The organism is Lentzea aerocolonigenes (assembly GCF_000974445.1).
Lineage (GTDB): Bacteria > Actinomycetota > Actinomycetes > Mycobacteriales > Pseudonocardiaceae > Lentzea > Lentzea aerocolonigenes.
Window position 1 is genome coordinate 127734 of record NZ_BBOJ01000018.1, and the last position, 26400, is coordinate 154133.

Annotated in this window: 24 protein-coding genes; 16 read left to right on the top strand and 8 right to left on the bottom strand. The window is 70.8% G+C overall.

Annotated features, from left to right (window positions below):
• Positions 1-38 precede the first annotated feature (38 nt).
• From AOM45_RS32565 to AOM45_RS32580, 4 genes are all read left to right on the top strand, one after another.
• The gene (locus tag AOM45_RS32565) at positions 39-899 is read left to right on the top strand and encodes an RNA polymerase sigma-70 factor (protein WP_030469365.1); all 861 of its coding nucleotides are present in this window, start codon (positions 39-41) and stop codon (positions 897-899) included.
• A gap of 80 nt (positions 900-979) precedes the next feature.
• Positions 980-1726 carry an SDR family oxidoreductase gene (locus AOM45_RS32570; protein WP_030469364.1) on the top strand — a complete coding sequence of 249 codons (747 nt, stop codon included), beginning with the start codon at positions 980-982 and terminating at the stop codon, positions 1724-1726.
• Between the two features lie 72 nt (positions 1727-1798).
• Positions 1799-2728, top strand: coding sequence for a permease (locus tag AOM45_RS32575; protein ID WP_030469363.1), 930 nt, complete (start codon positions 1799-1801; stop codon positions 2726-2728).
• Positions 2725-3369, top strand: coding sequence for a TIGR03943 family putative permease subunit (locus AOM45_RS32580; RefSeq protein WP_030469362.1), 645 nt, complete (start codon positions 2725-2727; stop codon positions 3367-3369). Before AOM45_RS32575 ends, AOM45_RS32580 begins: the two co-directional genes overlap by 4 nt.
• On the opposite strand, the gene AOM45_RS32585 is transcribed toward AOM45_RS32580, so the two are convergent.
• Positions 3360-4280 (bottom strand): transcriptional regulator, encoded by a 921-nt coding sequence (locus AOM45_RS32585; RefSeq protein WP_030469361.1) that lies wholly within the window; start codon positions 4278-4280, stop codon positions 3360-3362. The genes AOM45_RS32580 and AOM45_RS32585 overlap by 10 nt on opposite strands.
• A gap of 191 nt (positions 4281-4471) precedes the next feature.
• Here AOM45_RS32585 and AOM45_RS51235 point away from each other — a divergent pair, with 191 nt between their 5' ends.
• From AOM45_RS51235 to AOM45_RS32620, 7 genes are all read left to right on the top strand, one after another.
• Positions 4472-6133: a S8 family peptidase gene (locus AOM45_RS51235; protein ID WP_236703908.1), complete on the top strand. Its 1662-nt coding sequence runs from the start codon at positions 4472-4474 to the stop codon at positions 6131-6133.
• Positions 6134-6313: 180 nt separating this feature from the next.
• A complete protein-coding gene (locus AOM45_RS32595) occupies positions 6314-8416 on the top strand; it encodes a metallophosphoesterase (RefSeq protein ID WP_030469359.1) in 2103 nt (700 codons plus the stop codon).
• A gap of 71 nt (positions 8417-8487) precedes the next feature.
• Positions 8488-9684 (top strand): MFS transporter, encoded by a 1197-nt coding sequence (locus AOM45_RS32600; RefSeq protein ID WP_030469358.1) that lies wholly within the window; start codon positions 8488-8490, stop codon positions 9682-9684.
• Positions 9681-10583, top strand: coding sequence for a TolB family protein (locus AOM45_RS32605; protein ID WP_051783957.1), 903 nt, complete (start codon positions 9681-9683; stop codon positions 10581-10583). The genes AOM45_RS32600 and AOM45_RS32605 overlap by 4 nt, the downstream gene beginning before the upstream one ends.
• The gene (locus tag AOM45_RS32610; RefSeq protein ID WP_030469356.1) at positions 10580-11542 is read left to right on the top strand and encodes a hypothetical protein; all 963 of its coding nucleotides are present in this window, start codon (positions 10580-10582) and stop codon (positions 11540-11542) included. Before AOM45_RS32605 ends, AOM45_RS32610 begins: the two co-directional genes overlap by 4 nt.
• The gene (locus AOM45_RS32615; RefSeq protein ID WP_030469355.1) at positions 11539-12825 is read left to right on the top strand and encodes an L-serine ammonia-lyase; all 1287 of its coding nucleotides are present in this window, start codon (positions 11539-11541) and stop codon (positions 12823-12825) included. Before AOM45_RS32610 ends, AOM45_RS32615 begins: the two co-directional genes overlap by 4 nt.
• Positions 12826-12958: 133 nt before the next feature.
• Entirely contained in the window at positions 12959-13924 is a 966-nt protein-coding gene (locus AOM45_RS32620) for a hypothetical protein (protein WP_030469354.1), read from the top strand.
• Here the strand turns inward: AOM45_RS32620 and AOM45_RS32625 are convergent.
• Entirely contained in the window at positions 13921-14274 is a 354-nt protein-coding gene (locus AOM45_RS32625; RefSeq protein WP_156093998.1) for a hypothetical protein, read from the bottom strand. The two genes, AOM45_RS32620 and AOM45_RS32625, sit on opposite strands and share 4 nt — an antisense overlap.
• A gap of 54 nt (positions 14275-14328) precedes the next feature.
• Entirely contained in the window at positions 14329-16986 is a 2658-nt protein-coding gene (locus tag AOM45_RS32630) for a helix-turn-helix transcriptional regulator (protein ID WP_030469352.1), read from the bottom strand.
• 107 nt (positions 16987-17093) lie between these two features.
• Between AOM45_RS32630 and AOM45_RS32635 the strand changes: the two genes are divergently transcribed.
• The 4 genes from AOM45_RS32635 to AOM45_RS32650 all read left to right on the top strand — a co-directional run bounded on the left by AOM45_RS32635 (position 17094) and on the right by AOM45_RS32650 (position 20153).
• The gene (locus AOM45_RS32635) at positions 17094-17540 is read left to right on the top strand and encodes a VOC family protein (protein ID WP_030469351.1); all 447 of its coding nucleotides are present in this window, start codon (positions 17094-17096) and stop codon (positions 17538-17540) included.
• A 20-nt stretch (positions 17541-17560) separates the two neighbouring features.
• Positions 17561-18133 (top strand): VOC family protein, encoded by a 573-nt coding sequence (locus tag AOM45_RS32640; RefSeq protein ID WP_236703909.1) that lies wholly within the window; start codon positions 17561-17563, stop codon positions 18131-18133.
• A gap of 105 nt (positions 18134-18238) precedes the next feature.
• A complete protein-coding gene (locus tag AOM45_RS32645) occupies positions 18239-19708 on the top strand; it encodes a carboxylesterase/lipase family protein (protein ID WP_035911298.1) in 1470 nt (489 codons plus the stop codon).
• Between the two features lie 28 nt (positions 19709-19736).
• Positions 19737-20153 (top strand): tetratricopeptide repeat protein, encoded by a 417-nt coding sequence (locus AOM45_RS32650; RefSeq protein ID WP_030469348.1) that lies wholly within the window; start codon positions 19737-19739, stop codon positions 20151-20153.
• On the opposite strand, the gene AOM45_RS32655 is transcribed toward AOM45_RS32650, so the two are convergent.
• The 3 genes from AOM45_RS32655 to AOM45_RS32665 are packed head-to-tail and all read right to left on the bottom strand — an operon-like array spanning position 20150 to position 23519.
• Positions 20150-21763, bottom strand: coding sequence for an SDR family oxidoreductase (locus AOM45_RS32655; RefSeq protein WP_236703910.1), 1614 nt, complete (start codon positions 21761-21763; stop codon positions 20150-20152). The two genes, AOM45_RS32650 and AOM45_RS32655, sit on opposite strands and share 4 nt — an antisense overlap.
• Positions 21764-21765: 2 nt before the next feature.
• Positions 21766-22662 carry a PDR/VanB family oxidoreductase gene (locus AOM45_RS32660; RefSeq protein ID WP_051783956.1) on the bottom strand — a complete coding sequence of 299 codons (897 nt, stop codon included), beginning with the start codon at positions 22660-22662 and terminating at the stop codon, positions 21766-21768.
• Positions 22662-23519, bottom strand: coding sequence for a metal-dependent hydrolase (locus AOM45_RS32665; RefSeq protein ID WP_030469345.1), 858 nt, complete (start codon positions 23517-23519; stop codon positions 22662-22664). Before AOM45_RS32665 ends, AOM45_RS32660 begins: the two co-directional genes overlap by 1 nt.
• An 83-nt stretch (positions 23520-23602) precedes the next feature.
• Here AOM45_RS32665 and AOM45_RS32670 point away from each other — a divergent pair, with 83 nt between their 5' ends.
• Positions 23603-24214 (top strand): TetR/AcrR family transcriptional regulator, encoded by a 612-nt coding sequence (locus AOM45_RS32670; RefSeq protein ID WP_030469344.1) that lies wholly within the window; start codon positions 23603-23605, stop codon positions 24212-24214.
• Positions 24215-24218: 4 nt separating this feature from the next.
• On the opposite strand, the gene AOM45_RS32675 is transcribed toward AOM45_RS32670, so the two are convergent.
• Entirely contained in the window at positions 24219-24833 is a 615-nt protein-coding gene (locus tag AOM45_RS32675; protein ID WP_051783955.1) for a class I SAM-dependent methyltransferase, read from the bottom strand.
• Positions 24830-26329: an MFS transporter gene (locus tag AOM45_RS32680; protein ID WP_035911295.1), complete on the bottom strand. Its 1500-nt coding sequence runs from the start codon at positions 26327-26329 to the stop codon at positions 24830-24832. The genes AOM45_RS32675 and AOM45_RS32680 overlap by 4 nt, the downstream gene beginning before the upstream one ends.
• Positions 26330-26400: the final 71 nt, after the last annotated feature.

Below are 26400 nucleotides of genomic sequence, written 5' to 3' on the forward strand. Positions count from 1 at the left end.
ACAACGTCGACGGGGGTCGTGAACGCTACCGTGGCGGTGTGACGGAACTCGACCAGGCCGAGTCGGTGTTCGCAGCGGCCCGGCCGAGGCTGTTCGGCATCGCCTACCGCATGACCGGCAGCGTGGCCGACGCCGAGGACCTCGTGCAGGAGGTCTGGCTGCGCTGGCAGAACGCGGACCGCGAGGCCGTGCTCCACCCCGAGGCGTACCTGGCCAAGGCCATCACGCGGCTCGCGATCAACGAGTCGCAGACCGCGCGGGCGCGCCGCGAGACCTACGTCGGGCCGTGGCTGCCCGAGCCCGTGGACACGTCCGCCGACCCGCAGGTCGGGGCCGAGCGGGGCGCGGTGCTGGAGCTCGCGGTGCTGATGCTGCTGGAGAAGCTCACGCCGACGGAACGCGCCGCGTACGTGCTGCGCGAGGCGTTCGACTACCCGTACCGGGAGATCGCCGAGATCGTGCAGACCAGCGAGGTCGCGGCGCGTCAGCTGGTCAGCAGGGCGCGCAAGCACCTCGCGGACGAGCGGCGCGCCCCCGTCGAGCCCGCTGAGCAGCGCAAACTGCTGGAGGCGTTCGTGGCGGCCGCGCAGGCCGGCGACCTCGCGGGCCTGGAGGAGCTGTTCGCGCAGGACGTCGTGAGCTACTCCGACAGCAACGGCGCGGTGCGCGCGGCGGGCCGCCCGCTGTTCGGTGCGGCGTCGCTGGCGAAGATCTTCGCGGCGTGGGCGCCCGGCTTCTGGGCCGGTGCCCAGGCCGACTACGTGGAGGCGAACGGGCTGTCCGCCGTGCGGCTGCGCAAGGACGACACGTACGCGGTGATCACCGTGACGGCTTCGGAAGAGGGCATCGACCAGGTGATGTGGCTGGTCAACCCGGAAAAACTCGCCGCGTTCCGGTAGGTCTGTCACAACCGGGAAGGCTGTCCTGTCCTAGCTCGTGAACACCCGCAGGAGGCGGGCTCACGAGAGGGACGGGACCCATGAGGATCGTTGTCATCGGCGGCACCGGGTTGATCGGCAGCCAGGTCGTGAAGCGGCTCGGTGAGCACGGCCACGACGCCGTGCCCGCGTCTCCGAACAGCGGCGTCAACACGGTCACGGGCGAGGGCGTGAAGGAGGTCCTGCAGGGCGCCGACGTGCTCGTCGACGTGTCGAACTCGCCGTCGTTCGCGGACGACGACGTGATGAACTTCTTCACCGCCGCCACGACCAACCTGACCGAGGCCGCCAGGGAGGCGGGCGTCGGCCACTACGTCGCGCTGTCGATCGTCGGCACGGACGAGCTGCCCGACTCCGGCTACCTGCGGGCGAAGGTGGCTCAGGAGAGGCTGATCAGGGAGTCCGGCCTCACGTACTCGATCATCCGCGCCACCCAGTTCTTCGAGTTCGCGGGCGCCATCGCGAACTCGGCGACCGTCGACGGCGAGGTGCACCTCCCGCACGGCGGCGTGCAGCCGATCGCGGCCTCGGACGTGGCCGCGGTGGTCGCCCGCACCGCCGCGACCGAGCCGGTCGGCGGCGTGCTGGAGATCGGCGGGCCGGAGGAGCTCACGATGGACGGGTGGATCCGCACGGTCCTGGAGCAGCGGGGTGACGAGCGGAAGGTCGTGAGCGACCCGCGGGCCAAGTACTTCGGGACGTTGCTGACCGGCAAGCAGCTCGTGCCGAACGCCGGGGCGCAGTTGCAGCCGACGAGCCTTCAGGACTGGCTCGCCGCGGGCAACTGACGTTCAGAGAGTTTCCAGTGCGCTGAACGGATTTGCGGCCATCACCCCGGAACCGCCCTACCGTCGCTCGTCATGGGCGAGCGTCGGATCGGACCGGTGGAGGTGCTGGCCGCACTCCTGGTCGCGGGAGTCCTGCTGCGCGGCCACGAGATCTTCCAGGCTCCGATCGTCCAGACCTGGGCGGCGGTGTTCGTCTCTATCGTGTTGCAGGCGCTGCCTTTCCTCACGCTGGGGGTCGCGCTGTCGGCCGTCATCGCGGTGTACGTGTCGCGTGACGTCCTCACGAAGGTCCTGCCGCGCAGACCCGTGCTCGCCGTTCCCGCCGCCGCGGCCGCCGGGGTGGTGCTGCCCGGCTGCGAGTGCGGGTCGGTGCCGGTGGCGGGAGCGTTGCTGCGCAAGGGGATCGCGCCGTCGGTGGCGTTGACGTTCCTGCTGGCCGCGCCCGCCGTCAACCCGATCGTGCTGGTGGCGACGGCGGTGGCGTTTCCCGGACAGCCGGGGATGGTGCTCGGGCGTGCGGCGGCGAGTCTGCTGGCAGCGACGGTCATGGGCTGGTTGTGGCTGCGCCGGGGCAGGACCGACTGGATCAGGATGCCCGAGCACTCGCACGACCACGGGTTCCTCAGCCAGGCGCGGCACGACTTCCTGCACGCGGGCGGGTTCCTCGTCGTCGGTGCGCTCGTGGCGGCGACGCTCAACGTGCTGGTGCCCGGCAGGTGGCTGCAGTTCGTCGCCGACGAGCCGTGGCTCGCGGTCCTCGCGCTGGCCGGGCTGGCGGTGGTGCTGTCGATCTGTTCGGAGGCCGACGCGTTCGTGGCGGCGAGCTTCACGCAGTTCTCGACGACGGCGAAGCTCGCGTTCCTGGTCGTGGGGCCGATGGTCGACCTGAAGCTCTTCGCCATGCAGGCGGGGATGTTCGGCCGCCGCTTCGCGGTCCGGTTCGCGCCGGCCACGTTCGTCGTCGCGGTCGTGTCGGCGCTGGCGGTCGGGGCGCTGCTGTGAACCGGGCCGCGGCCGTGCTGATCCTCCTGCTGCTGGCGGGCGCGACCGCCAAGACCCTGGTGACAGGGCAGTACGTCAGCTACGTCAAGGCCGGGCTGTGGCCGTTGCTGGTCGTCTCGGTGGTGCTGCTGGCGCTGTTCGCCGCGGCGAAAGGCCACCAGCCGAAGGTCGCCTGGCTGCTCGTGCTTCCGGCACTGGCGTTGCTGCTGATCTCACCGCAGTCGCTCGGCAGCTACGCGGCGAACAACGCCGGCACGGTGCTCAGGCAGTCCGACGAGTACCCGCCGCTGCCCGACGGGGATCCGGTGGAGGTCAAGGTCTTCGACTACGCGAGCCGCGCGGTGTTCGACGGCGGCCGCACGCTCGCCGGACGCCGGGTCAAGCTCGTCGGCTTCACTTCGACCGGGCCTCACGGCGAACGGCTGCTGGTGCGGATGATCCTCACCTGCTGCGCCGCGGACGGGCGTCCGGTGAAGATCGTGATGAACAACGGCGCGCAGTTCCCCGACGACACCTGGGTCGAGGTCACGGGGTCCTATGTGGACGCCACGGTCACCGACGGCGTGAACGGCGAGAAGATCCCGTCCATCGACGTGGAGGACGTGGTCGGGATCGCCCAGCCCGAACGACCCTACGAGTAGGTCCACTGGATGCCGTACTGGCCGGGCATCGGGTCCAGGGTGATGAACTGGTACGACGTCGTCTGCTCGTCGAACGTGACCGGTTCCCGGTGCTCGCGGGGCGCGGCGCTGCGCGGCTGGAAGAAGCCGAAGCAGCCCGACGGCAGCATGGCCGGGTCGAACGCGATGTGCAGCACCATCTCCCTGGCCGGCCGGTAGATCGCGATCTGGGCGTGCCGCGAGGCCTGGCCCGGTGGGAAGCGCAGCGCGAACTCGACCGCCGCGAGCTCGCCCGCCTTCAACGGGCGGTCGAGCACGAACTCGAACACGCACGTCGAGCTCGGCACGTCCGCGCGGAACCGGGCGACCCGGCAGCCTTCCGTGAACGTGACCACCGGCGGCTGCGGCAGCGTGATGCACCGCGTCACGAACACGAACCGCGTGGTGTCGTCGTGGTCGGCCCTGATGACGCGCCGGACCCGCATCGACTCCTCGAAGCCCTGCGCGTTGACGCGGTACGAGATGTACTGCGAGAGCCGGTGCGGCGTGTCCAGGTCCTCCGGCGTCGCGTCGACCTTGGCCAGCGCCTTCGCGACGCTGTCCGGCCGCAGCCAGATCTGGTCGTAGGTGAGCGCCAGGCCCTGCCGGTTCGTCCAGCGGCCCCTGGGTCTGCGCGGGCCGAGCAACGCCGTGAGCGTCGCCGGAGCCTGGCCGAGGATCGCCTCCAGTGCCGCGACGGCCGCGAGCGAGCTCGCCCTCTCCGGCCGGTTCTCGCCGTTCTGCCAGTAGCTCAGCGCGCTCACGCTCACCGGGGTGTCCTGGTCGCGCAGGCGCTGGCTGATCTCGTTGAGGCTGAGGCCGCTGCGCTCGATCGCGCAACGCAGCGCGGCACCGAACTCGGCCCCCGCTCGTGCGGTCGCATCTGCTGTCACAAGCGGCTCCCTTCTCGGGCGGCGCGCTGAATCCTACGCGCGGAGAATACTGCGCTGATCGCGTTCAGAGTATTTCCAGATTGCCGGTTTATTTAATTGACCGCTCAACTGGGCAGTTCCTATCCTCTGCACCCAGCCGGATCGCCGGTACCGAGGAGCGCCTTTGTCGTCCTCAGTTCCTGGAGAATTCCGTGCGAACACTCTCTCTCGCCGTGGTGCTCGTCGCCGCGGTGCTGGTCCCCACGCCCGCGCTGGCGGGCGAAGTCGTCGTGCCACCGGGCGCGCAGGCCGTGCCCGGCAGCTACATCGTCCTCACCGACCAGCCGGACCTCGCCCGCCGCTACGGCGCGACGAACGTCTACACATCCGCGCTGAAGGGCTTCTCTGCCCAGCTGTCCGAGGCCCAGGCCCGCAGGCTCGCGGCCGAACCGGGCGTCAAGGTCGTGCAGGACACCTACGTGCACACGGCCGAGACGCAGACCAACGCGCCGTGGAACCTCGACCGCGTCGACCAGCGCAATCTGCCGTTGAACGGCACCTACAACTACGCGCAGACCGGTCAGGGCGTGCACGCGTACGTCGTCGACACGGGCGTGCGCATCACTCACCGCGAGTTCGGCGGGAGGGCGGTGCACGGCTGGGACGCGGTCGACAAGGACAACGACGCGAGCGACTGCAACAGCCACGGCACGCACGTCGCGGGCACGATCGGCGGCACGACGTACGGCGGTGCCAAGAGCGTGGCCATCCACGCCGTGCGCGTCCTCGGATGCGATGGCACCAGCCCGAACTCGGTCGTCGTCGCCGGTGTGGACTGGGTGACGCGCAACGCCGTGAAGCCCGCGATCGCGAACCTCAGCCTGAGCGGCCCGGCGGACCAGGTCCTCGACGACGCCGTCCGCAACTCGATCGCCACCGGCATCACCTACGTGGTCGCGGCGGGCAACTACGGCGCCAACGCGTGCAACTACACGCCCGCGCGCGTGGCGGAGGCGATCACCGTCGGCAACACGACCCGCACCGACGCGCGCAACGGCAACTCCGACTACGGGTCCTGTGTGGACATCTTCGCGCCGGGGACGGACGTGGTGTCGGCGACCTACACCAGCGACACCGCCACCACCACGAAGAGCGGCACGTCCATGGCTGCACCGCTCGTCGCTTCCGCTGCCGCGCTGTACCTGCAGCAGAACCCGGCCGCGACGCCGAAGCAGGTGCGTGACGCGCTCGTCGCGTGCGCCACGACCGGTGTCGTCGGCAGTCCCGGCTCGAACTCGCCGAACCGCCTGCTCTACGCACCTTGTGCTCCCGCAACACCTCCGGTCTGGGCCGACGACTTCGAGTCCGACCAGGGCTGGACGATGAACCCGTCGGGCACGGACACCGCGACCACCGGCCGGTTCGAGCGCGGCGACCCCGAGCAGACGACCGCGAGCAACGGCCAGGTGAAGCAGCTCGGCACCACCACCAGCGGCACCAACTGCCTCGTCACGGGTCGCCTCGCGGGCAGCGGTGACGGTGCGAACGACGTCGACGGCGGTGTCACGTCGGCCGCCTCGCCGGTGATCACCGTGCCCTCCGGCGGCAAGCTGACCTTCGCCTACACCTACGCCCACGGCTCGAACTCGTCGAGCGCCGACTACCTGCGGATCAAGGTGATCGACGGGAGCGCGTCCACCACCGTCTTCGAACGGCTCGGTGCCGCCTCGGAACGCGCGGGTTCGTGGCAGACCGCGTCTGTCGATCTCGCGCAGTACGCGGGAAAGCAGGTCAGGCTGCTCGTCGAGACCGCGGACGCGAGCGGTGCGTCGCTGTGGGAAGCGGCGGTCGACGACGTCGCGATCGGCGTCTGAAAGATCGTTCCAATTGGCGTTCAGAGTTATCCAGCAACGCGGAAGTCGTTTCGTTGACTGGGGTTGATCGCTCGTTAGGGTCAGCTCAAACCGAATAATCGTGCGTCGGCCCGGCGCTCCTCGGCGGGCCGGCGCACGAGTGAAGTTCCTGAATTCCCCCTGCATTCAAGAGGAACCACCATGAAATCTCCCCTGCGCCGACGAAGGCGCGCAACGACGATTTACGCGGCGGCAGCCGTCGTGGCGGGCGCTGTGGCCGTCGCCGTGCTGCCGTCCGGCGGCGACGTCACGCCGCTCGCCGCCGCGGTGCCCGACGTGCCCCAGGTGCCGCAGCTCGCCGAGCCCGGCACGCAGTCGGCCGGTGTGGTGTTCGCGAACTCGGGCGACGGCGGCCAGGTCTGTCAGTCCGGGGCGCAGTGGCTGCGGGTGCGCTTCACCGATCTGACCTTGCGCGGCAACGACTCCGTGACGGTCAGCGGGACGAAGTCAGGTTCCTACACCTTCACTGCTCAGCACTGGCCGGGGAAAGCCTTCCACACCAGGGCTTTCGAAGGCGACTGCGTGCGGATCCAGCCGAACCTGGCGGACAGCGGCAGCCACTACGCGGTGGACTCCTACCAGTTCGGCACGCAGGCGCTCGCCGCGGCGACGTCGATCGTGGCGGCGGTCGGCGACGTGTGCGGCTCGTCGTGCAACCAGACCGCCGCGGTGGTCAAGAACATGGCCCCGCAGGCGCTGGCCCTGGCCGGGGACAACGCCTACGACAGCGGTTCGTCCTCGGACTACCGGAACAACTACGACCCGCAGTACGGCCAGTTCAAGTCGATCACGTACCCGACGCCGGGAAACCACGAGTACAACACCTCGGGCGCGTCGGGCTACTTCGACTACTTCGGTGCGCGCGCCGGCGAACGTGGCAAGGGCTACTACAGCTACGACGTCGGCGACTGGCACTTCGTCGCGCTGAACTCCAACATCACGCGCGACGCGAGCTCGGCGCAGGTGACGTGGCTGAAGAACGACCTGGCTGCGAACACGAAGCCGTGCACCGCGGCCTACTGGCACCACCCGCGGTTCAGCAAGGGCGACCACGGCGACAACACGTCGGTGACGCCGTTCTGGAACGCGCTGTACACGGCGAAGGCGGACCTGATCATCGCCGGGCACGACCACAACTACCAGCGGTTCGCGCCGTCACGGCCGGACGGCACGCGCGACGACGCCAACGGCGTGCGGGAGCTGCTGATCGGCACCGGCGGGCGCGGGTTCTACAGCTACGACAAGAGCTCCGCCGCGGTGCAGGAGGCCGGCAACGCGAACACGTTCGGCGTCGGCAAGCTGACGCTCACCGCGACCGACTACCGGGCCGACTTCGTGCCGGTCGCCGGGCGCACCTACACCGACACGACGTCGGGCAAGTGCAAGAAGGCCGGCACCGGATCGCCCGCGTTCACCGTCGCCGCCTCGCCGTCCTCGGTCGCCGTGCCCGCCGGCACGTCCAGGACCGTGAGCGTCGACGTCGGCGCGACCGGTGGCTTCACGGGCAGCGTCGCGCTGTCGGTGTCCGGTCTGCCCTCCGGCGTGACCGGCTCGTTCTCGCCGTCTTCGGTGAGCGCGCCCGGCAGTTCGACGCTGACGCTCACGGCGTCCTCGTCGGCCACGGGCACGGCGACGGCGACGATCACCGGAACCTCGGGCGGGGTCAGCAAGACGGCTCAGCTCAGCGTGAGCGTCGGCGACACCGCGGCGGGGTTCACTGACGACTTCGAGTCCGACAAGGGCTGGGTCGTCAACGCCTCTGGCTCCGACACCGCGACCACAGGCAGGTGGGAACGCGGTGATCCCGAGGAGACCAGGGAGGCCGACGGGTCGGTCAAGCAGCTCGGCACCACCACGAGCGGCACGAACTGCTTGGTGACGGGACGACTCGCCGGCGCCAGTGACGGCGCCAACGACGTGGACGGAGGCCTGACGTCGACGACCTCGCCGCAGATCTCCGTTCCGGCAGGCGGCAAGCTCACGTTCTCCTACACCTTCGCGCACGGCGACAACTCGTCCACCGCGGACTTCTTGCGGGTCCACGTCCTGGACGGGACGACCAAGGTGAAGGTGTTCGAGAAGCTCGGCACGTCCGGAGTGAAGGTCGCGGGCGCGTGGCAGACCGCCACCGTCGACCTCGCGCAGTTCGCCGGGCACAACGTGAAGCTCGTCGTCGAGGCGGCGGACGCGAGCACGGCCTCCCTGTGGGAGTCCGCTGTGGACGACGTTCGCGTCACTGGCTGAGGGAAGACGCGCGCACGGTTCCCGCCCTGCACTCGGGGCCGTGTGCGCGTTCTCCTCGGAAGGACCTCCCGATGTACCTCTCCTCCGTTCGGTCCGGCACGCCAGAAGGCGGCCGGTCCCACCACAAGATCTCCGCGACGGTCATCGGACTCGGCGTGGTCAGCCTGATCACGGACGTGTCGGCCGAGATGGTCACCGCGGTGCTGCCGCTGTACCTCGTCTACGGGCTGGGCGTCGGCTACCTGCAGCTCGGCGCGATCGACGGCCTCTACACCGGTGCCACGGCACTGCTGCGGCTCGCCGGCGGGCACCTGGCCGACCGGTTGCAACGCCCGAAAGCCGTGGCGCTCTTCGGGTACGGCCTCTCCGCCCTGACCAAGCTCGGCTTCCCGCTCGCCGGTTCGTCGGTGGCGGGCGTGGGGCTGGTGATCGGTGTCGACCGCGCGGGCAAGGGGATCCGCACCGGCCCGCGCGACGCGATGATCACGCTGGCCACACCGCAGGACGCGCTGGGGCGGGCGTTCGGCGTGCACCGCGCGTTGGACACGGCGGGCGCGCTGCTCGGGCCGCTGGTGGCGTTCGGGCTGCTGAGCCTGCTGGTCATGGACTACACGTCGGTGTTCGTCGTGAGCTTCTGCTTCGCCGTGATCGCGGTGGTGGTCCTGGCGTTGTTCGTGCGCCAGCCGGCCGGGACCGCAGTGCGGCGGCCGGGGTTGTCGTGGAACGTGGTGCGGGACCGGCAGGTGCGGCGGGCGATCCTGCTGACCGCGCTGCTGGGTGTCTGCACGGTCGGCGACATGTTCCTGTTCGTCGGCGTGCAGAAGTCGGCGGGGCTGCCCGCCGGTGTGCTTCCCTTGCTGCCGTTGGTGACCGCGCTGACGTTCATGCTGGCAGCGGCCCCTGTCGGGAAGCTCGCCGACCGGGTCGGGCGGTGGCGGGTGTTCCTCGCCGGCCACGTCGTGCTGTTCGCGGCCTACGTGCTGGTCGCCGTGTCGTGGGGTGGCTGGCTCGCGGCGGCGCTCGTGTTGCTGGGACACGGTGTCTTCTACGCCTGCACGGACGGCGTGCTGATGGCGCACGTCGGACCACTGGTGCCGGAACAGGTTCGGGCGACCGGGCTCGCGTTCGTCCAAACAGGACAGGCGTTGGCACGTGCTCTCGGTGCCGTGTTGTTCGGGGTGGCGGCGACCGGGTTGTCGCTGGCACCGGCGTTCGGGGTGTTCGCGGCGTTGCTCGCGGTCGCGGTGACGGTGGGGGCGCGCTGGTGAAGCGAAGGGTGCTGGGGGCGGTGCTGGTGACGGCCGTGCTGGTGGCGGGTGCGGTGTTCGTCGGCCTGAGGGCGACGGGAGCACGGCCCGCCGAGGAGTCGCTGGACCTGCACAGCGGCGAGCTGGTGTACGTCGACTCGGCGGGGCGGGTGCGCCAGGCGGGTCGCACGGGCCCCGCGTGCCAACGGGTCGACGTCGCCGCGGGCACCCTGGTGTGCCTGCGGGCCACGGCGATACCCGCGCAGTCCGAGATCGTGGTGTTCGACTCGGCCGGGGAACGGCTCCGGCTGTCCGAGTGGGGCGCTCCGAGCCGGGCGCGGGTGTCGCCGTCGGGCAACCTCGTGATGTGGACCGTGTTCCGCGCCGGTGACTCGTACCTGGGCGGCGTCGGCACGTTCTCGACGACCGCCGGGATGTACAACCTCCGCAGCGGGGAGCACCACGGCTCGTTGGAGGACTTCACGCTGGTGGTGGACGGCGTCGAGAACCACGCGGACGACGTCAACTACTGGGGGATCACGTTCGCGCGCGACGACCGCACGTTCTACGCCACCGCCGCGTCCGGCGGGAAGACGTGGCTGGTGCGGGGTTCGCTCGACACGAAGGTGCTGACCTCGGTGCGGGAGAACGTCGAATGCCCCTCGTTGTCTCCTGACGGACGTCGCATCGCCTACAAGTTCCGCAGTGGCGACTTGTGGCGGTTGCACGTGCTGGACCTCGACTCCGGCGCGGACGTCGCGTTGGCCGAGACCCGGCACGTCGACGACCAGCCGCAGTGGCTCGACGACTCCTTCGTCGCCTACGGCCGTGACAAGGCCGTCTGGAAGGTGCCCGCGTCCGGTGGCGGGAGCCCCGAACTCGTCCACGCGGACGCGGCGTCGCCGGCGGTGGCCCGGTGAACCCGCACCGGGTCCCGCTGGTGGTGGCTGCCCTGGCAGCGGCTGTTCTCGTCGCCGCGCCGGGGCCGGTCCGCGCACCTGGTCGTCCCGCGGCCGCGCCGGTCGTCACCGACGCCTGGCCAGGTGCGCGGATCTCCACCACGCCGGGAAACCTGCCCGACGGCGCCGTTTTCGCACCGCTGACGCCTGATCTGCGGGCGGGGGAGTCCGGTGGGCGGCTCGTGGTCGACGGTTCGGTCATCCGCACGGGCGCCACGCGGTACGTGGTGGACGACGCGGTGCTGGTGTGGCTCGAACCCGGCACAGGTCTGTTCAGGATGGCCGACTCGGTCGCGGAACGGATCACCGCCGACATCGGCAACGCGGTGGTCCTGGAGTCGCAGCACGACCTCGTCGTGCACGACGACCACGTCAGCTGGGCCGCGACCGGACCGGAGGGCACCACCGAGATCCGGACGGTCGCGCTGACCGGGGGAGAAGTGGAAAAGCTCGTGCTGCCGGGAAAACTGGCGCTGACCGACTGGCCGTTCGCGACCAGCGCCGAGATCGAGCAGGGCGGTCCGTCGACATTGGTGGACCTGCGCAACTCCGCTCGCACGGTGGTGAACGGGCAGAGCTTCGAGCTGGTCGACTGCACGCCGTCGTGGTGCCGCGTGCAGGTGCTGCGGCAGGGCGGCAGCGCGCGACTCGACCTGATGCGCCCGGACGGCACCGAACGGCGCCGGATCGGTGGCGCCGGACTGCGGCCCGCGGTGCCGGACGTCCTGCTGCTGGACCGGTTCGCCGTGCTGGCGGACGACTCCCGCGGCGTTCTCTGCCTGTACGACGTCGACCGCGGGCAACTCGCCGATCTCGCGTCGTCGTTCGGCACGGTCGTCGCGCGGGGGAGTGCCGTGTGGTGGTCGACCGGCGACAACACCGCGCTCACCTGGCACGTCATCGATCTGGGGGAACTGTGAAGACCAGTGTGTTCGACCTGTTCAGCATCGGTATCGGCCCGTCGAGCTCGCACACCGTCGGTCCGATGCGCGCCGCCAGGACGTTCGCGCTCACCCTGGGCCCGGACGTGTCGTCGGTGACGGTGCGGCTGCACGGGTCGCTCGGCGCGACGGGGCTCGGGCACGGCTCGGACACCGCCGTGCTGCTCGGGCTGGAGGGCAGCAGGCCGGAGGACGTCGACATCGCCTCGATCCCGGCGCGGATCGCGCGCATCCGCGCCACCGGAGAGGTGCGGCTGCTGGGTGACCGGTTCGTGAACGCCTGCGTGGTGCTCGACTCGCGTCCGTTGCCGGAGCACCCGAACGCCATGGTGTTCGAGGCCTGCGGCCGTGCGCAGGTGTACTACTCGATCGGCGGCGGCTTCGTCGTGTCCTCTTTGGACTCGTTCGTCGACCCGCCGCCGGTTCCGCACCCGTTCCGCTCGGGTGCGGATCTGGTCGCGGCCTGCGAGTCGGCCGGACTGTCGATCGCCGAGCTGATGCGCCGCAACGAGTGCGCGTGGCGACCTGAGTCCGAAGTGGACTCCGGCCTGGCTGAGATCTGGCGGGTGATGCAGGAGTGCGTGCGCTGGGGCTGCGCCCGTGAGGGCGTGCTGCCGGGCGGGTTGAACGTGCCGCGCCGGGCCAAGGCGTTGCTGGAGACCCTGTCGAGCGGTGACGCCGAGCCGCAGGACTGGGTGAGCCTGTTCGCGTTGGCGGTCAACGAGGAGAACGCCTCCGGCGGCCGCGTGGTGACGGCACCGACGAACGGCGCCGCCGGGATCGTGCCCGCCGTGCTGCACTACTACACGCGGTTCGTCGGCTCCGGTGGTGTCGAAGAGTTCCTGCTGACCGCGGGCGCGATCGGGGTGGTGCTGAAGGAGACCGGCTCGATCTCGGGCGCCGAGGTCGGCTGCCAGGGCGAGGTGGGTTCGGCGTGCGCGATGGCGGCGGCAGGCCTGTGCGCCGTGCTGGGAGGGACGGTCCGGCAGGTGGAGAACGCCGCCGAGATCGGCCTCGAACACCACCTGGGCCTGACCTGCGACCCGATCGGCGGCCTGGTCCAGATCCCGTGCATCGAACGCAACGCGGTGGCCGCCGTCACCGCGATCACCGCCGCACGACTGGCGTTGCGCGGCGACGGCGCCCACTTCGTGCACCTGGACGACGCGATCGCCACGTTGCGCGAGACCGGGGCCGACATGAGCGACAAGTACAAGGAGACCGCGCGGGGAGGGCTGGCCGTCAACGTCGTCGAATGCTGACGCGACGTCGCTGAGCAACTTTCGGCGTGATGTCCGGATCCGCCTGCATCGACGATCGTCGCGCTGTTAGGGTCAGCGCTTGCTGACTCACAGCTCCTGGGGGAAGAACATGAGTCGAAGACTCTCTTTTGCGTTGGCCACGGCACTTCTGGCGACGGTCGTCGGCGCGGCTCCGGCCCACGCCGAACTGACGCTGCTCGACCTCGGCGGACTGCCGTCCTCGACGTCCAACTGGGTCGGGTCGATCAACAACTCCGACATCGCGGTGGGAACCTCCTACACCGACCGCAGCCACGACCGCGCGGTCAAGTACGACGGCAAGGGCGGGTCGTCCGAACTCGTCGGACCGGCCGGCGCCAGCACCACGGTGAACGCGGTCAACAACCGCGGCGCCGCGGCGGGCACCACCAGCGGCGACGGCATCGGCACCAGGGCCATCCGGTTCAACCCGGACGGGACGTACCAGCTGCTGATCACGCCCGCCGGTTACTACTCCTCTCTCGGGTTGGCGATCGACGACTCCGGCACGGTCTACGGCATCGCCATGCGCGAGAACAACCAGCAGATCCCGGTGCGCTGGCGGCCGAACGGCGTGCTCACCGCGATGAAGCTGCCGCAGGGCGCCACCTGGGCGTACGTGTCGAGCGCCTCGGCGAACGGGTACGTCGCGGGCTACGTCTCCGGTCCTGGTGTCGCGTTCCTGGCGGTGCGGTGGAACCCCGACGGCACGGTGACCACGCTCGCCAGGGTCACGGACGGTGCGACCAGCGCCCAGGCCGTGAACAACCGCGGCGAGGTGGTCGGCAACGCCAACGGCAGCAACAACGAGGGCACCTACGGCGCGCGGTGGACGGCCGACGGATCGGTGATCATGCTGGCCCGCGACGTCTATCCGAAGAGCGTCAACGACAGCGGCGTGATCGTCGGCTTCAAGTACCTCGATGGCAAGAATCGCCCGTACCGCTGGACCTACACCGGTGACGAGCTCGACCTCGGCCTGCCGGACGGCGTCAGCGAGGGCGTCGCGCGGGACGTCAACAGCGACGGCGTGATCGTGGGCACCGCGGGGTCGGTCGCGGTGAAGTGGACGACGTTCTAGGTCGTCACGAGGTCCACGCCGGTGCACAGGCGCGGTGACCAGTCGTCGCCGAAGAGGATCAGGCCGCGCACCAACGTATCCTCGCCCGCCGGTGGCAGGTCGGGCAGCGTGACGTCGCGCTCCGCGAACACCTCCGCGGTGGCGGAGCGGAAGCGCGCGTAGTCCGCGTCGGCATCTTCGCCGTTCAGCAGCACCAGTTTCACCGCGGCGGGCGGGCAGGGATCGTCCGGGTGCGGGCGCAGGTACACCGCACACGGCTCTCGTCGCAGGTCCTCCGGAATCTTGGGCGCACGGAGGACCTGCATCATCCGGTAGCCGTCGTCGCGGGCCTGCTTCAGCAGCAGGAACACCGTCGTCAATCCGGTCGATAGATCGTGCGGGTGCATAGGACTACCGAATGGCGATCAGAACGTGGCGTCCCTCAGCTGCCTGCGCGAAGTCACGCCGAGCTTGCCGAACACCTTGCGCAGATGCCATTCCACGGTCCGTGGACTGATGAACAGCCGCGTGCCGATCTCCGGGTTCGAGTACCCCTCACGGGCGAGCCGCGCGATCTGGTACTCCTGCGCGGTCAGCTCGTCGGTGGGCTCGGCCGTGCGTTTGCGGGCCGTCTCACCGGTGGCCTGCAACTCACGCCACGCGCGGTCCGCGAACGCCGTCATTCCTGCGGCCGCAAGCATTTCGTGCGCCGTGCGGAGGTGCTCGCGGGCCTCGACGCGCTGGCCTTCGCGGCGCAGCCACTCGCCGAACAGCAGGTGCGTGCGGGCCAGTTCGCCTTTCAACGCCGTGCGGGACAGGAACGAGATCGACTCGCCGAAGCCCGCCGAGTCGCCGTTCAACGCGCGCAGGCGGGCCTTGAGTCCCGACGACCAGTCGGTGTCGACCCAACTCGCCGCACGTTCACCAGCCTCGGCCACCAGGGCGGTGTCGCCGGTGCGGGACGCGGCCTCCGCCAGTTCCGTGACGATCATGCCGCTGTAGACCAGGGAGCCGGACTCGAGCACCCTCAGCGCGGCGTCACGGGCGAGGTCGTGGCGGCCCAGTCCGTTGTGGAGGATCGCGGCGGTCCAGTCGGCGATCACGGCCAGCCGTCCCTGACCGGCCTCCTGCGCCTCACGGGCGGCTTGTGACGCGAGATCCTCACCGCGGTAGGCGGCCTGGAGCAGCACGGCGTACCCGATCGCCGGCGTGCCGGTGACCTCGGAGATCCGCCGGTCCTCCTCGATCAGGGCCTGCGCGGCCGCGGGCTCCCCGGCGAGGAGTTCGTTGTCCGCCAGGAAGTTCAGCGCGAACTGGAGCTGCACGAGCGCGCCGGCGTCCCGGGACAGGCGGACCTGGAGCTGGGCGAACTCGCGCCGCGTGGCGAAGTCCCACAGCTCGCTCGCGATGATGCCGCCCGCCCTGTTGCCGAAGAGCCACGGCAGACGGCTCACGTCTTCCGCACCCACCTTCAACGCGCGCACCTCGTCCAACGCGCGCGCCATGTGCGGCACGGCGGCCGCGTAGCCCGCTGTGATGCGCGTGGTCAGCGCCGCCAGGACCAGGTCGATCGCGCACGGCGGGGTGCGCGGCGGGGGAGCGGTGCGGGCGGCGTCGGCCAGCGGCGCACCGGCCCAGATCGCGGCGGAGAGGGCTTCGAGGTGCGTCTCGCGGGCCAGGTCGGCGTCGAACGGGGCCAGCCGGCGAGCCGCGCTGAACAGCAGCGGTGCGGCGTCGGCGACCCGGCGCTGGTCGAACGCGATGTGCCCGCGCAGGTGCTCGACCTCGGCGCTGCGGCGCTCGTCGGGCGGACCGGCCTCGACGGCGCTCAACAGCCGCAACGACGCGTCCAACGCTCCCGCCTCGCGCTTGGCCCGTGCCGCCGCCAGCTCACGCGACGCACGGCGTCCCGGTTCCGGCGTCAGCACCGCCGCCTGTTCGAGGAACGCGGCCGCGGCGAGCAGACCACCCCTGGCCTGCGCGCGTGACGCCGTGTTCTCCAGGTCGGCGGCGACCTCCTCGTCCGGCGAGGCGGTGCCCTGGGCGCGGTGCCAGGCCCGGCGGTCCGGGTCGATCTCCGGGTCCGTCACGTCCGCCAGCGCCCGGTGCACGCGCAGCCGGTCCACAGCGGACGCCGAGCGGTACACGGCCGAGCGCACCAGCGGGTGCCGGAACTGGACCCGCGCCCCGAACTCGATCAGCCCGGTGCCCAGTGCCGCGGCGGCGGGATCAGCACCCAGCCCGAGTAGCCCGGCCGCGCGCCACAGCAGGGTGGCGTCACCGAGCGGTTCGGCGGCGGCGGTCAGCATCAGCAGCCGGGTGTCGGCGGGCAGCGGTTCGATCTGGCGGACGAAGCTCTGCTCGATCCTGCTGGTCAGCGGGCCCGCGTCCAGCCCGTCGGCCACCTCGCGCGGCAGTTCCAGCAACGCCAGCGGGTTGCCGCGGGCCTCGGCGACGATCCGGTCGCGCACCCGCCCGTCCACCGGCCCCTTGATCACCGACTCGAGCAACGCGTGGGCGTCGGCGTCGTCGAGACCCCGGACGAACAGCTCGGGCAGCCCGTCGAGGTAGTCGTTGCCCTCGCGCAGGACGAAGACCAGCGCGATCCGTTCGGCGAGCAACCTGCGGGCGACGAACCCGAGCACGGCGGACGACATCGAGTCGAGCCACTGCGCGTCGTCGACCAGACACACCAGCGGCTGCTCGTCGGCGACCTCGGCGAGCAGCGTCAGCACCGCCAGACCCACCATGAACCGCGTCGGCCGAGGCCCGGACGCCATCCCGAACGCGGTGCCGAGGGCCTCGCGCTGGGGTGCGGGCAACCGGTCCAGCCGGTCGAGGAACGGCACGCACAGCTGGTGCAGGCCCGCGTACGGGAACGCGCTCTCGGACTCCACGCCCGCGGCGCGCGCGACCCGGAACCCCGAGGCTCGCGACGACACGTGGTCGAGCAGCGCGGTCTTGCCGATGCCTGCCTCACCGCGCAGGACCAGCACCTGGCCGTTGCCCGCCTTCGCCTGCGTGAGCAGCTTGTCGAGCGTCTCGCCCTCAGTGCGTCTGCCGAGCAGACCGTCGTCCGACACGGGCCCGAGCCTACGTGGCCAGTGGGTGACCAGGGTGTTCCACGGGTTCGAAGGACCCCCTGGCAGGACCACTGTTGCGGTACACGAACCGAAGGAGTTGAACCCCGATGGACTACAGGTTCGAGGTGGCCGTCATCCCGGTGAGCGACATCGACCGGGCGATCCACTTCTACCAGGCGCTGGGCTGGCGCTTCGACGCCGAGTTCGCCGACGACGAGGGCTACCGCCTCGTGCAGTTCACCCCGCCGGGCTCGCCCGCGTCGATCATCTTCGGCAGCGGCGTGACGGACGCGGAGCCGGGCAGCACGGAGGGTCTGCACCTGATCGTCTCCGACGTCGTGGCCGCTCGCGAGGACCTGGTCAGCCGCGGCGTCGAGGTCAGCGAGGTGTTCCACGACAAGACCGGCGTCTTCCACCACGCGGGCACCACCGCGCGGGTCTCGGGCACCGACCCCCAACGCACCAGCTACGGCTCGTACGCCTCGTTCAGCGACCCCGACGGCAACGGCTGGGTCCTCCAGGAGGTCACGACGCGCCTCCCGGGGCGTGTGTGATGAACCTCGCGGAGATCGACATGAAGCTCGAAGTCACCGTCATTCCCGTCACGGACGTGGAGCGCGCCAAGGAGTTCTACCGCCGCCTCGGCTGGCGCCTGGACGTCACCCCGCCGTGGGTCGTGCAGTTCACCCCGCACGGTTCCAGCACGTCCATCCACTTCGGTGAGGGCGTCACGACCGCGGAACCCGGTTCAGCACGGCACTTCCTGATCGTCTCCGACGTCGTCGAGACGCACGAGGTGCTCCTGGCCGCCGGCATCGAGGTCGGACCGCTCTACCACGGCGGCCCCGACGGTCCGGTCGAAGGCCCCGACCCCGAACGCCGCAGCTACTTCACCCGCGCCGAGTTCGCCGACCCGGACGGCAACACGTGGATCCTGCAGGAGGTCACGACCCGCCTGCCCGGCCGCGTCGACGCCGACGACACGTCCTACGCGTCGATCTCCGACCTGGCCTCGGCGTTGCGCAGGGCCGCGCTGGCCCACGGCGAGCACGAGAAGCGCAACGGCGGCGAGTACGACGAGAACTGGCCCGACTGGTACGCCGAGTACCTCGTGAAGGAGCAGACGGGCGAGCAGCTGCCCCTGTGACGGTCCGGCACGTCGAGTCCGAGCCCGCGCGGGCGAAGGTCGTCGTCACGGCGTGAGTGGAAAATCCCTGGCTTTTCGCCGCCGGGTGCGGCAACGATCCCGCCCATGGTCGAAGTGCGGGTCACCGCTGGAACTGTTCGGGGCACTGTGGAAGCGGGCGTGGCGGTCTTCCGCGGCATCCCGTTCGCCGCACCACCGGTCGGCACGCTGAGGTTCGGGGCGCCTCAACCCGTTGCGGCGTGGGAAGGCGTGCGGGAGGCGGTGGCGTTCGGCCCGCCGCCACCGCAGGCCGGGTTCTTCGGCATGGACGGCATGGGCGTCGCCGGTGACGACTGGCTGACTGTGAACGTCTGGTCGTCCGACGTGTCCGGCGACCTGCCGGTCATGGTGTGGATCCAGGGCGGCGGCTACACGGTCGGCATGTCCGGCCTGCTCGAGTACGACGGCACACGGCTGGCGCGCGACGGCGTCGTCGTGGTGACGTTCAACTACCGCGTCGGCATCGAGGGGTTCGCCGCGATCGAGGGCGCGCCCGCCAACCGCGGCCTGCTCGACCAGGTGGCGGCACTGGAATGGGTGCGCGACAACATCCGCGCGTTCGGCGGCGACCCGGCGCGCGTGACGATGTTCGGCCAGTCCGCGGGTGGCGGCTCCGTGGCCGCGTTGCTGGCCATGCCGCGCGCTTTCGGGTTGTTCCACCGCGCGATCGCGAGCAGCGTGCCCGGCCCGTTCTTCACGCCGGAGCTGGCCGCCGACATCGCCGGGGTGTGCGCCGCCGAACTCGGCCTGCGCCCCACGGTCGCCGATCTGTCCACTGTGGATCCAACGGTGCTGCCGATCGCCGGCGACGAGGTGATGGCCAAGATCGGCCAGTTCGCCGGGCGCTGGGGTCAGGCCGCGCACAAGCAGATCCCGTTCGCCCCGGTCGTCGACGGGGACGTGCTCCCGGTGACGCCCTGGCAGGCGTTGGCCGACGGAGCGGCGCGGGACGTCGAGCTGATCGTCGGCCACACGCGTCACGAGCAACGGCTGTTGTCCGTGCTGGAGGGCCTGGTGGGCAGCGTGACGCCGGAGCAGGCGTCGGCGGCGCTGGAGGTGTTCGCGCCCGGTCTCACGTACCCGTCCGCGGAACCCGAAGAGCTGTTCGAGCTGGTCTGCTCCGACTGGCTGTTCCGGATGCCGTCCCTGCACCTCGCGGAAGCCCAGGTGGCGGCGGGCGGCCGTGCGTTCGTCTACGTCGTCGCGTGGGAACCGACTCCCGTGTTCCGCGCGTGCCACGGGCTCGACGTGCCGCTGGTGTTCGGCAACCTCGACCGGGGCCAGGCGGCGGCGGTGCTCGGCGAGGTGACCGCCGACACCGAGGAGGTTTCCGCGCTGATGCGCAGCGCGTGGACCGGGTTCGCGCGCGGTGGCGACCCCGGATGGCCCGCCTACGACACCGATTCGCGACTCACCCGAGTCTTCGACGTGCCGCCGGCCGTCGTCGCGTACCCGGAGGAGACGTCACGGCGGATCTGGGCGGGGCACCGCTTCGAGCCGCTGCCGCTGATCGGAGGAATACCTGCCGCCGGGTGACGTTGTACGCCTGCGGAAGGGAGGTTCGATGAGCGACAACTTCAACGACTACCAGCCGAACGGGGAGGTGGCGGCGGACCGCTGGGTCACCGCGACACGCCTGTTCGAGACGGTTCGCGTGGAGAGCGCAGCCGACAAGTGGGAACGCGCACAGCTGCTGTTCGAGGTCAGGGACTACGCCAAGGCCGCGCAGCTGCTGGCTGAGGTCGCGGAGGAAGTGCCGTTCCAGACGGACCTCCGGCTGCTGCTGGCACGCGCCTACTACCACTCAGCCCAGCTGGGCAAGGCCGAGGCGCAGCTCCGCGTGATCGTGGAGCGCGACCCGGTCGAGCACTACGCCCACCTGCTGCTCGGCCGCACGCTGGAGCGGCAGGGCAGGCCTGATGAGGCCGCGCCGTGGCTTCGGCTCGCGGCGGCGTTCGGCGGCGAACTCGCAGAGGTTTAGCCGACGTCCAGCTTGGCGAACTGGCGCAGCAGGCCCGGCGCGACCCGGCTCGCCAGCCGTGCCGCCTTCGCCTCGACCGTCACCGGCACCACCGGGCGGTTGCGGCGGACGGCGCGCACGATCTCGGCGGCCACGCCCTCGGGGCCGAAGCCGCGCCGGGCGTACAGGCGGGACGCGCGGTCCTGCTTGCGGCGCTGTTCGTCGGCGCTGACGCCGGAGAACGTCGAGGTCGCCGTGATGTTCGTGTTCACCACGCCGGGGCAGATCGCGCTGACGCCGATGGCGTGCGGCGCGAGCTCCGCGCGCAGGCAGTCCGACAGCATGAACACCGCGGCCTTGCTGGTCGCGTACGCGGAGAGGATCTTCGACGGCAGGTAGGCCGCCGCCGAGGACAGGTTCACGATGTGGCCGCCCTCTCCGCGTTCGACCATCAGCTCGCCGAACGCCCGGCAGCCGTGCACCACGCCCCACAGGTTGACGTCCAGCACCCGCTGCCACTGCTCGGCCGACGTCGACAGGAACGACCCCGAGTGGCCGATGCCGGCGTTGTTCACCACGACGTCCGGCACGCCGTGCTCGTCGGCGACCTGCCGCGCCCAGGCCCTGACCGCCTCCTCCGACCGCACGTCGACCTCGTAGGCGTGACCGTCGACCAGGCCGGCGGTCTCCTCGGCCGCAGCGAAGTCCACATCGGACACCACGACCCGTGCGCCTGTTTCGGCGAACGCGAGCGCGGTCGCCCTGCCGATCCCGCTGCCACCGCCGGTGACCACGACGAGCTCACGCGGGGGAGTGGAGTCCCGGACGAACTCGCTGATCATGCGGGCGAGCGGTTCCGGGTGGCTCAGCGGCGCCCAGTGTCCCGCGGCGATCCGGCGGCGGGTGAGCGCGGGCACCCAGCGTTCGAGGTCGAGCGGCCCCGTGTCGATGTAGCGGTCGCGCGTCGGCTGGATCACCTGCACCGGCACGGGCGCCAGACGCTGCCGGGGCGAGCGCATGACCTGGCGGATGTTGGCCCGGTACAACGAGATCCCGCGCACGGCGTCCCTGGTGATCGTGCTCGCCGGCCGCGCGTGGACACCTTCGAGCCGCTTCAGCACGCCTCCCCAGCGCGGGCCGAGGTAGAGCCGCCAGAACAGCGGCGCGACCACGGGCAGGTGAAACGCGCCAATGTACCAGGACCTCACGAACTGCTTGAGGTGAGCGAGCGACAGACCCCGCCGCGACCAGTGCCCCATGTGGTCGAGACACGGCCCGGAGATCGACGTGAACGTCGCGATCCGCGCACCCGGCGTCGTCACGGCCTCCCACGACTGGATCGAGCCCCAGTCGTGGCCGACGACGTGCACCGGCTCGTCCGGGCTGACCTCGTCGATCACCGCGAACAGGTCCCGCGCCAGGTGTTCGAGCCGATATCCGTCCTCAGTGGACGGTGGCGTCGACTCGCCCGCGCCGCGCACGTCGTACGTGACGACGCGGAAGTTCTTCTCCAGCAACGCGGCCACGCGATCCCACACCGCGTGCGTGTCGGGATACCCGTGCACGAGCACCACGGTCGGCCCGGACGTGCCGCGCACCTGCACGGCGAGTTCGACTTCCCCGGAACGCACCTTCACAGCTCCTCCAGCACGAGTCGGTCACCGGTCGGCCTGTCCACGCAGATCCGCACGCCGCCCACGTCGCACGTGCCGCAGAACCCCTGCCGGCACGAGTAGGCGACCGACGGCCGGAAGTCCCTGATCACGTCCAGCGCGGAACGGTCGGCGGGCACGTCGAGGGATACCCCGCTGCGGCGCAGTTCGACCGTGAACGGACGCCCGCCGACGATCGGCGGCGGGCTGAACCGTTCGAAGTGCAGCCAGCGCGACGAGAACTCCGCCCGCACCTGGTCCAGCATCGACGCCGGACCGCAGCAGTAGACCGCGCCCCGGGGCTGCGCGTCGTCGAGCAGCGGCCCGCCGCGTCCGATCCTGATGTCGACCCGGCCGATCGGCAGCTCGTCGAGGAACGGCATGGCTTTCGTCGAGCGCCCGCAGTACACGAGCCGCCAGTCGAGGCCTCGCCGCGCGGCCGCGTGCACCATCGGCAGGATCGGCGTGATCCCGATGCCGCCCGCCACGAACACCACGGGCCCGATCCCGGCGAACGGGAAAGCGTTGCGCGGCCCGCGAACCTGAATCCGGTCGCCGACCCGCAACGCCTGCACCTCGCGCGAGCCGGCGCCGACCTCGCGCACGGCGATCCGGTACGTGTCGTCGGCGGGGTCGCCGCACAACGAGTACTGCCGTCGCAGCCCGGACGGCAGGTGCAGGTCGACGTGACAACCAGGCTGCCACGCGGGCAGTGCCGTTCCGCCGAACCGGAGGCTCACCACGCCGTCCGCGACCTGCGTGCGTTCGACGACGTCGAGCCGCAAAGCGTCCCGTGCCACACCGGGACGCGCCCGGCCGCCGAACCGCGTGACGGCGGCGTCGTAGAGGTCGCCGAACCTCGTCAGGCCGCCCAGCATCAGTGGGCCTCGCGGGCTGCGGGGGAGGACGCCAGGTACGCGACGGCCTGCGACGTCGACCCTTCCTGTTTCGGGTGGTACGCCGGGTGGAAGTACCGCAGGAACGCCCGGAAGATCTCCGACAACCGGGGCAGCAACCCGCGTCGCCCGGCCCGCATGACCTCACGCCAGGTCAAGCGGACTTTCGTGCTCTTGTCCGCGTGCACCATGAACCGCGCGCCACGCACCCACAGCCAGAAGAGCACCGGCGCCACCAGCAACATCGTGCGCGCGCGACGCACGTACCGGCGGTCGAGGTGGCACATCAGGTCGTACGCGACGCTGCGGTGCTCGACCTCCTCGGCCGCGTGCCAGCGCAGCAGGTCCAGCATCACCGGGTGGATGCCCGCCCGGTCGAGCGCGTCGGCGTTCAGCATCCAGTCGCCCAGGTACGCCGTGAAGTGCTCGACGGCGGCGACGATCGCGACCCGTTCGATCAGCTGCTCGCGTTGCCGCGCTTCGGTGAGGCCGGCGTTGGGTCCGAGGATCCGCTGGAAGACGTGCTCCATCTGCCGGGTGAACGGGCGCGGGTCCAGTCCGTTGGCGAGCAGGTGGTCGAGCACCTCGCTGTGCGCCTCGGCGTGCATCGCCTCCTGGCCGATGAACCCGAGCACGTCCTCGCGCAACGTGTCGTCGGAGATCAGCGGCACGGCCTGCTGGAACGTCCGCACGAACCAGCGTTCGCCCTCCGGCAGCAGCAGGTGCAGGACGTTCATGACGTGCGTGGTCACCGGCTCGTCCGGCACCCAGTGCATCGGCAGGGTCGACCAGTCGAACTGCACGTCACGCGGCTGCAGAACGAGGTTGTCCGGCTCCATCGCGTACCTCCGCCGACCCTTGGCGCCAATTACTACGGCACCGTAGCTTTGTGAAAGCTACGCCACCGTAGCAATATGGTCCCGTGAACACAACGCGCCGGAAGTACGCCCGCCGCCTGCCCCCGGAGCAGCGCCGCGAGCAGCTGCTGGACGCCGCGCTGACCTTGATCCCGGCGGGCTTCGACACCGTGACGATGGAGGCGGTCGCCAAAGAAGCCCAGGTCACCAAGCCCGTGCTCTACGACCTCTTCGCGAACCGCGCCGAGTTGATCAGCGCCCTGCTCGAACGGGAAGCCGCCCGCGCCACCGAGCAGGTGATCGCCGCCCTGCCCACCGACTTCGCCACCCGCTCCCCGGACGACGCGTTCGCCGACGCCGTCCGCGTCTTCGTCAACGCCGTCGTGGAGGCCCCCGCCCGGTGGCGCCTGGTGCTCCTCCCGCCCGAGGGCACGCCCCGCGAGTTCCGGGCCCAGGTCGAACTGGTCCGCGCGGGCGTGCTGGCCCAGATCGAGGACCTGGCCGCACTCGGCCTGAAGGAACTGGGTGGCCTGGACGACCTCGACTCCGGCCTGCTGGGCCACGCGATGCTCGCTCTGGCCGAGATGTCCGGGCGCCTGGTGCTCACTGACCCGGAGAAGTTCACGCCCGACCGTCTGGTGGCCTTCGTGACCCGGATCGCGCACGGCCTGCGCTGAGCGCTCAGCGTGCCTTCCGGTAGATCAGGCGGATGTTCTGCGGTCCGGCGGCGGTGTGACGGCGTTCGAACAGCTCGTCCAGCACGGCCACGACAGGGCGACGCCGAGTCCGGGTGAACACCGGCCGCCAGAGGAACAGGACGAGCTCGCCGCCTGGTCGAAGCACCCGGTGCGCCTCGCGGATCGCTGCCAGGGGGTCTGGCATCTCCTCGAGGCTGTAGCCGTAGAACAGGGTGTCGGCGTGGTTGTCGGCCAACGGAAGTAAGCAACCGTCACCGGCCACGTAGGACATCCGGGCGCCGGGGGAGCCGTCCAGCCGGCGCTGCAGCGACCTCATGGCCGACGGCGAGGGATCGAGGGCGACCAGGGTGCTGCCGGTGCCCAGGTGGTTCTTGAGCGCTGTGGTGTAGAAACCTCCTCCGCTGCCGACTTCCACGCAGACCGTCCCGGGGCGGCGGCTGATCACGCGCACGTCGTGCCGGGGCAGGTCCCAGCCGAGGATCATGCGCAGCACCGGGCTGCTGATCATCCGGTACAGGCCTGCGGGTGTGCGCCAGCCGCCGCCGACACCGGGCTGCGCGGGAGGTGTTGTGCCGGTGTGGACGTCGAGATCGGTCATCGTGGTTCCTCGGATTTCGGTAGCGCACGCGCGGCGGCGATCGTGGCCAGGACGAACAGGACGGCGCCGGCCACCAGCGCGGCCCGCGTGCCGGTCACGAACGCGGCGCGGGCGAGTTCGAGCAGCTGAGCGCTCGCTTCGGGTGGCAGTCCGGCAGCGGCGGCCGTGGCTTCGGTGAGGCCGTCGCGTGCTTGCGATGCCGTGCCCGGAAGACTGGCCGTGTAGATCAGGGTGGCCACGCTGCCCAGAACCGTGACGCCGAGCCCGGCGCCGAGCTCGTAGGCGGTCTCCTCGACAGCGGCCGCGGCACCTGCCTGCTCGGCGGGTGCCGCGGAGAGCAGGGCGTCGGAGGCCGCGGTGAGCGAAACCGAGACCCCGAACCCGGTCGCGGCCAGCACGGGCCCGAGCAGCCACAGGTTCTCCGTCACCGTCAGACCCGCGGCGGCCGAGGCCAGAGCTGCCGCACCGACGACGAATCCGGCGACCGTTGCCCGCCGGTTCCCCCACCGCTGCAACAGCGGACCGGCGACGACGCTGCCGATGACCGCGGCGACCATGACGAACAGCAGCCGCAGCGCCGCCTGCATCGGCTGCAGTGCGAGCACGAGCTGGAGGTACTGGGCGAACAGCAGGCCGAGGCCGACCAGCGAGGTCATGACGAGCAGGACACTGCCGACCGCGACGCTGAACGCGCGGTTGCGGAACAGCGTCACGTCGAGGAGCGGCACGGGCAGTTCTCGTTGCCGCCGGACGAACGCGATGAGCAACAGGCACCCGAGCAGCCCCGCCACCGGCCCGAGCACGAACATCGTCCCGCCGTGCGGGGTCTGCTTGATCGCGAAGGCCACCGCGACGACCCCCAGTGCGGCCAGCACCGCGCTGAGCACGTCCCACGGCCCGTCCGGAGGGTCTGCGGACTCTCGAATCAGCCAGTACGTCAGCGGAATCGCCACGACCATCACCGGCACGTTGATCAGGAACGCGGCGTGCCAGGAGAACGTCTCCACCAGAAAACCGCCGAGCAGCGGCCCGAGCACCGCCCCGGAACCGGCGACCCCGCTCCAGATGCCGATCGCGACCTGACGTTCGGCTCGGTCAGGAAACGCCTGACGCAACAACGACAGCGTGGCCGGCATGATCATCGCGCCGCCCGCGCCGAGCCCCGCCCGCGCGGCGATCATCACCGCGACACTCGGGGCCCACGCGCAGGCGAGCGAGGCCAGGCCGAACACCACGTAGCCGAGCACCAGGATCCGGCGGCGGCCGTACCGGTCGCCGAGCGTGCCGAAGGCGAGCAGCAGAGGTGCCGCGACGAGCGAGTAGACCGCGATGATCCACAGCTGGCTGGTGGCGGTGGGCCGCAGGTCCTGCGACAGCGCGGGCAGGGCCATGTGCAGCACGGTCGCGTCCACGGAGACCAGCAGCAGACTGGCGCACAGGATCGCGAGCACCACCCAGCGTCTGCCCGTCACGACCTCGGCAGAAGGAACGGTCACAACCCGGCCTCACGCCGACAGCGATGCACACGTCAACTCTGACCAATTCCGGTCCACGCCGCCTCATCCTC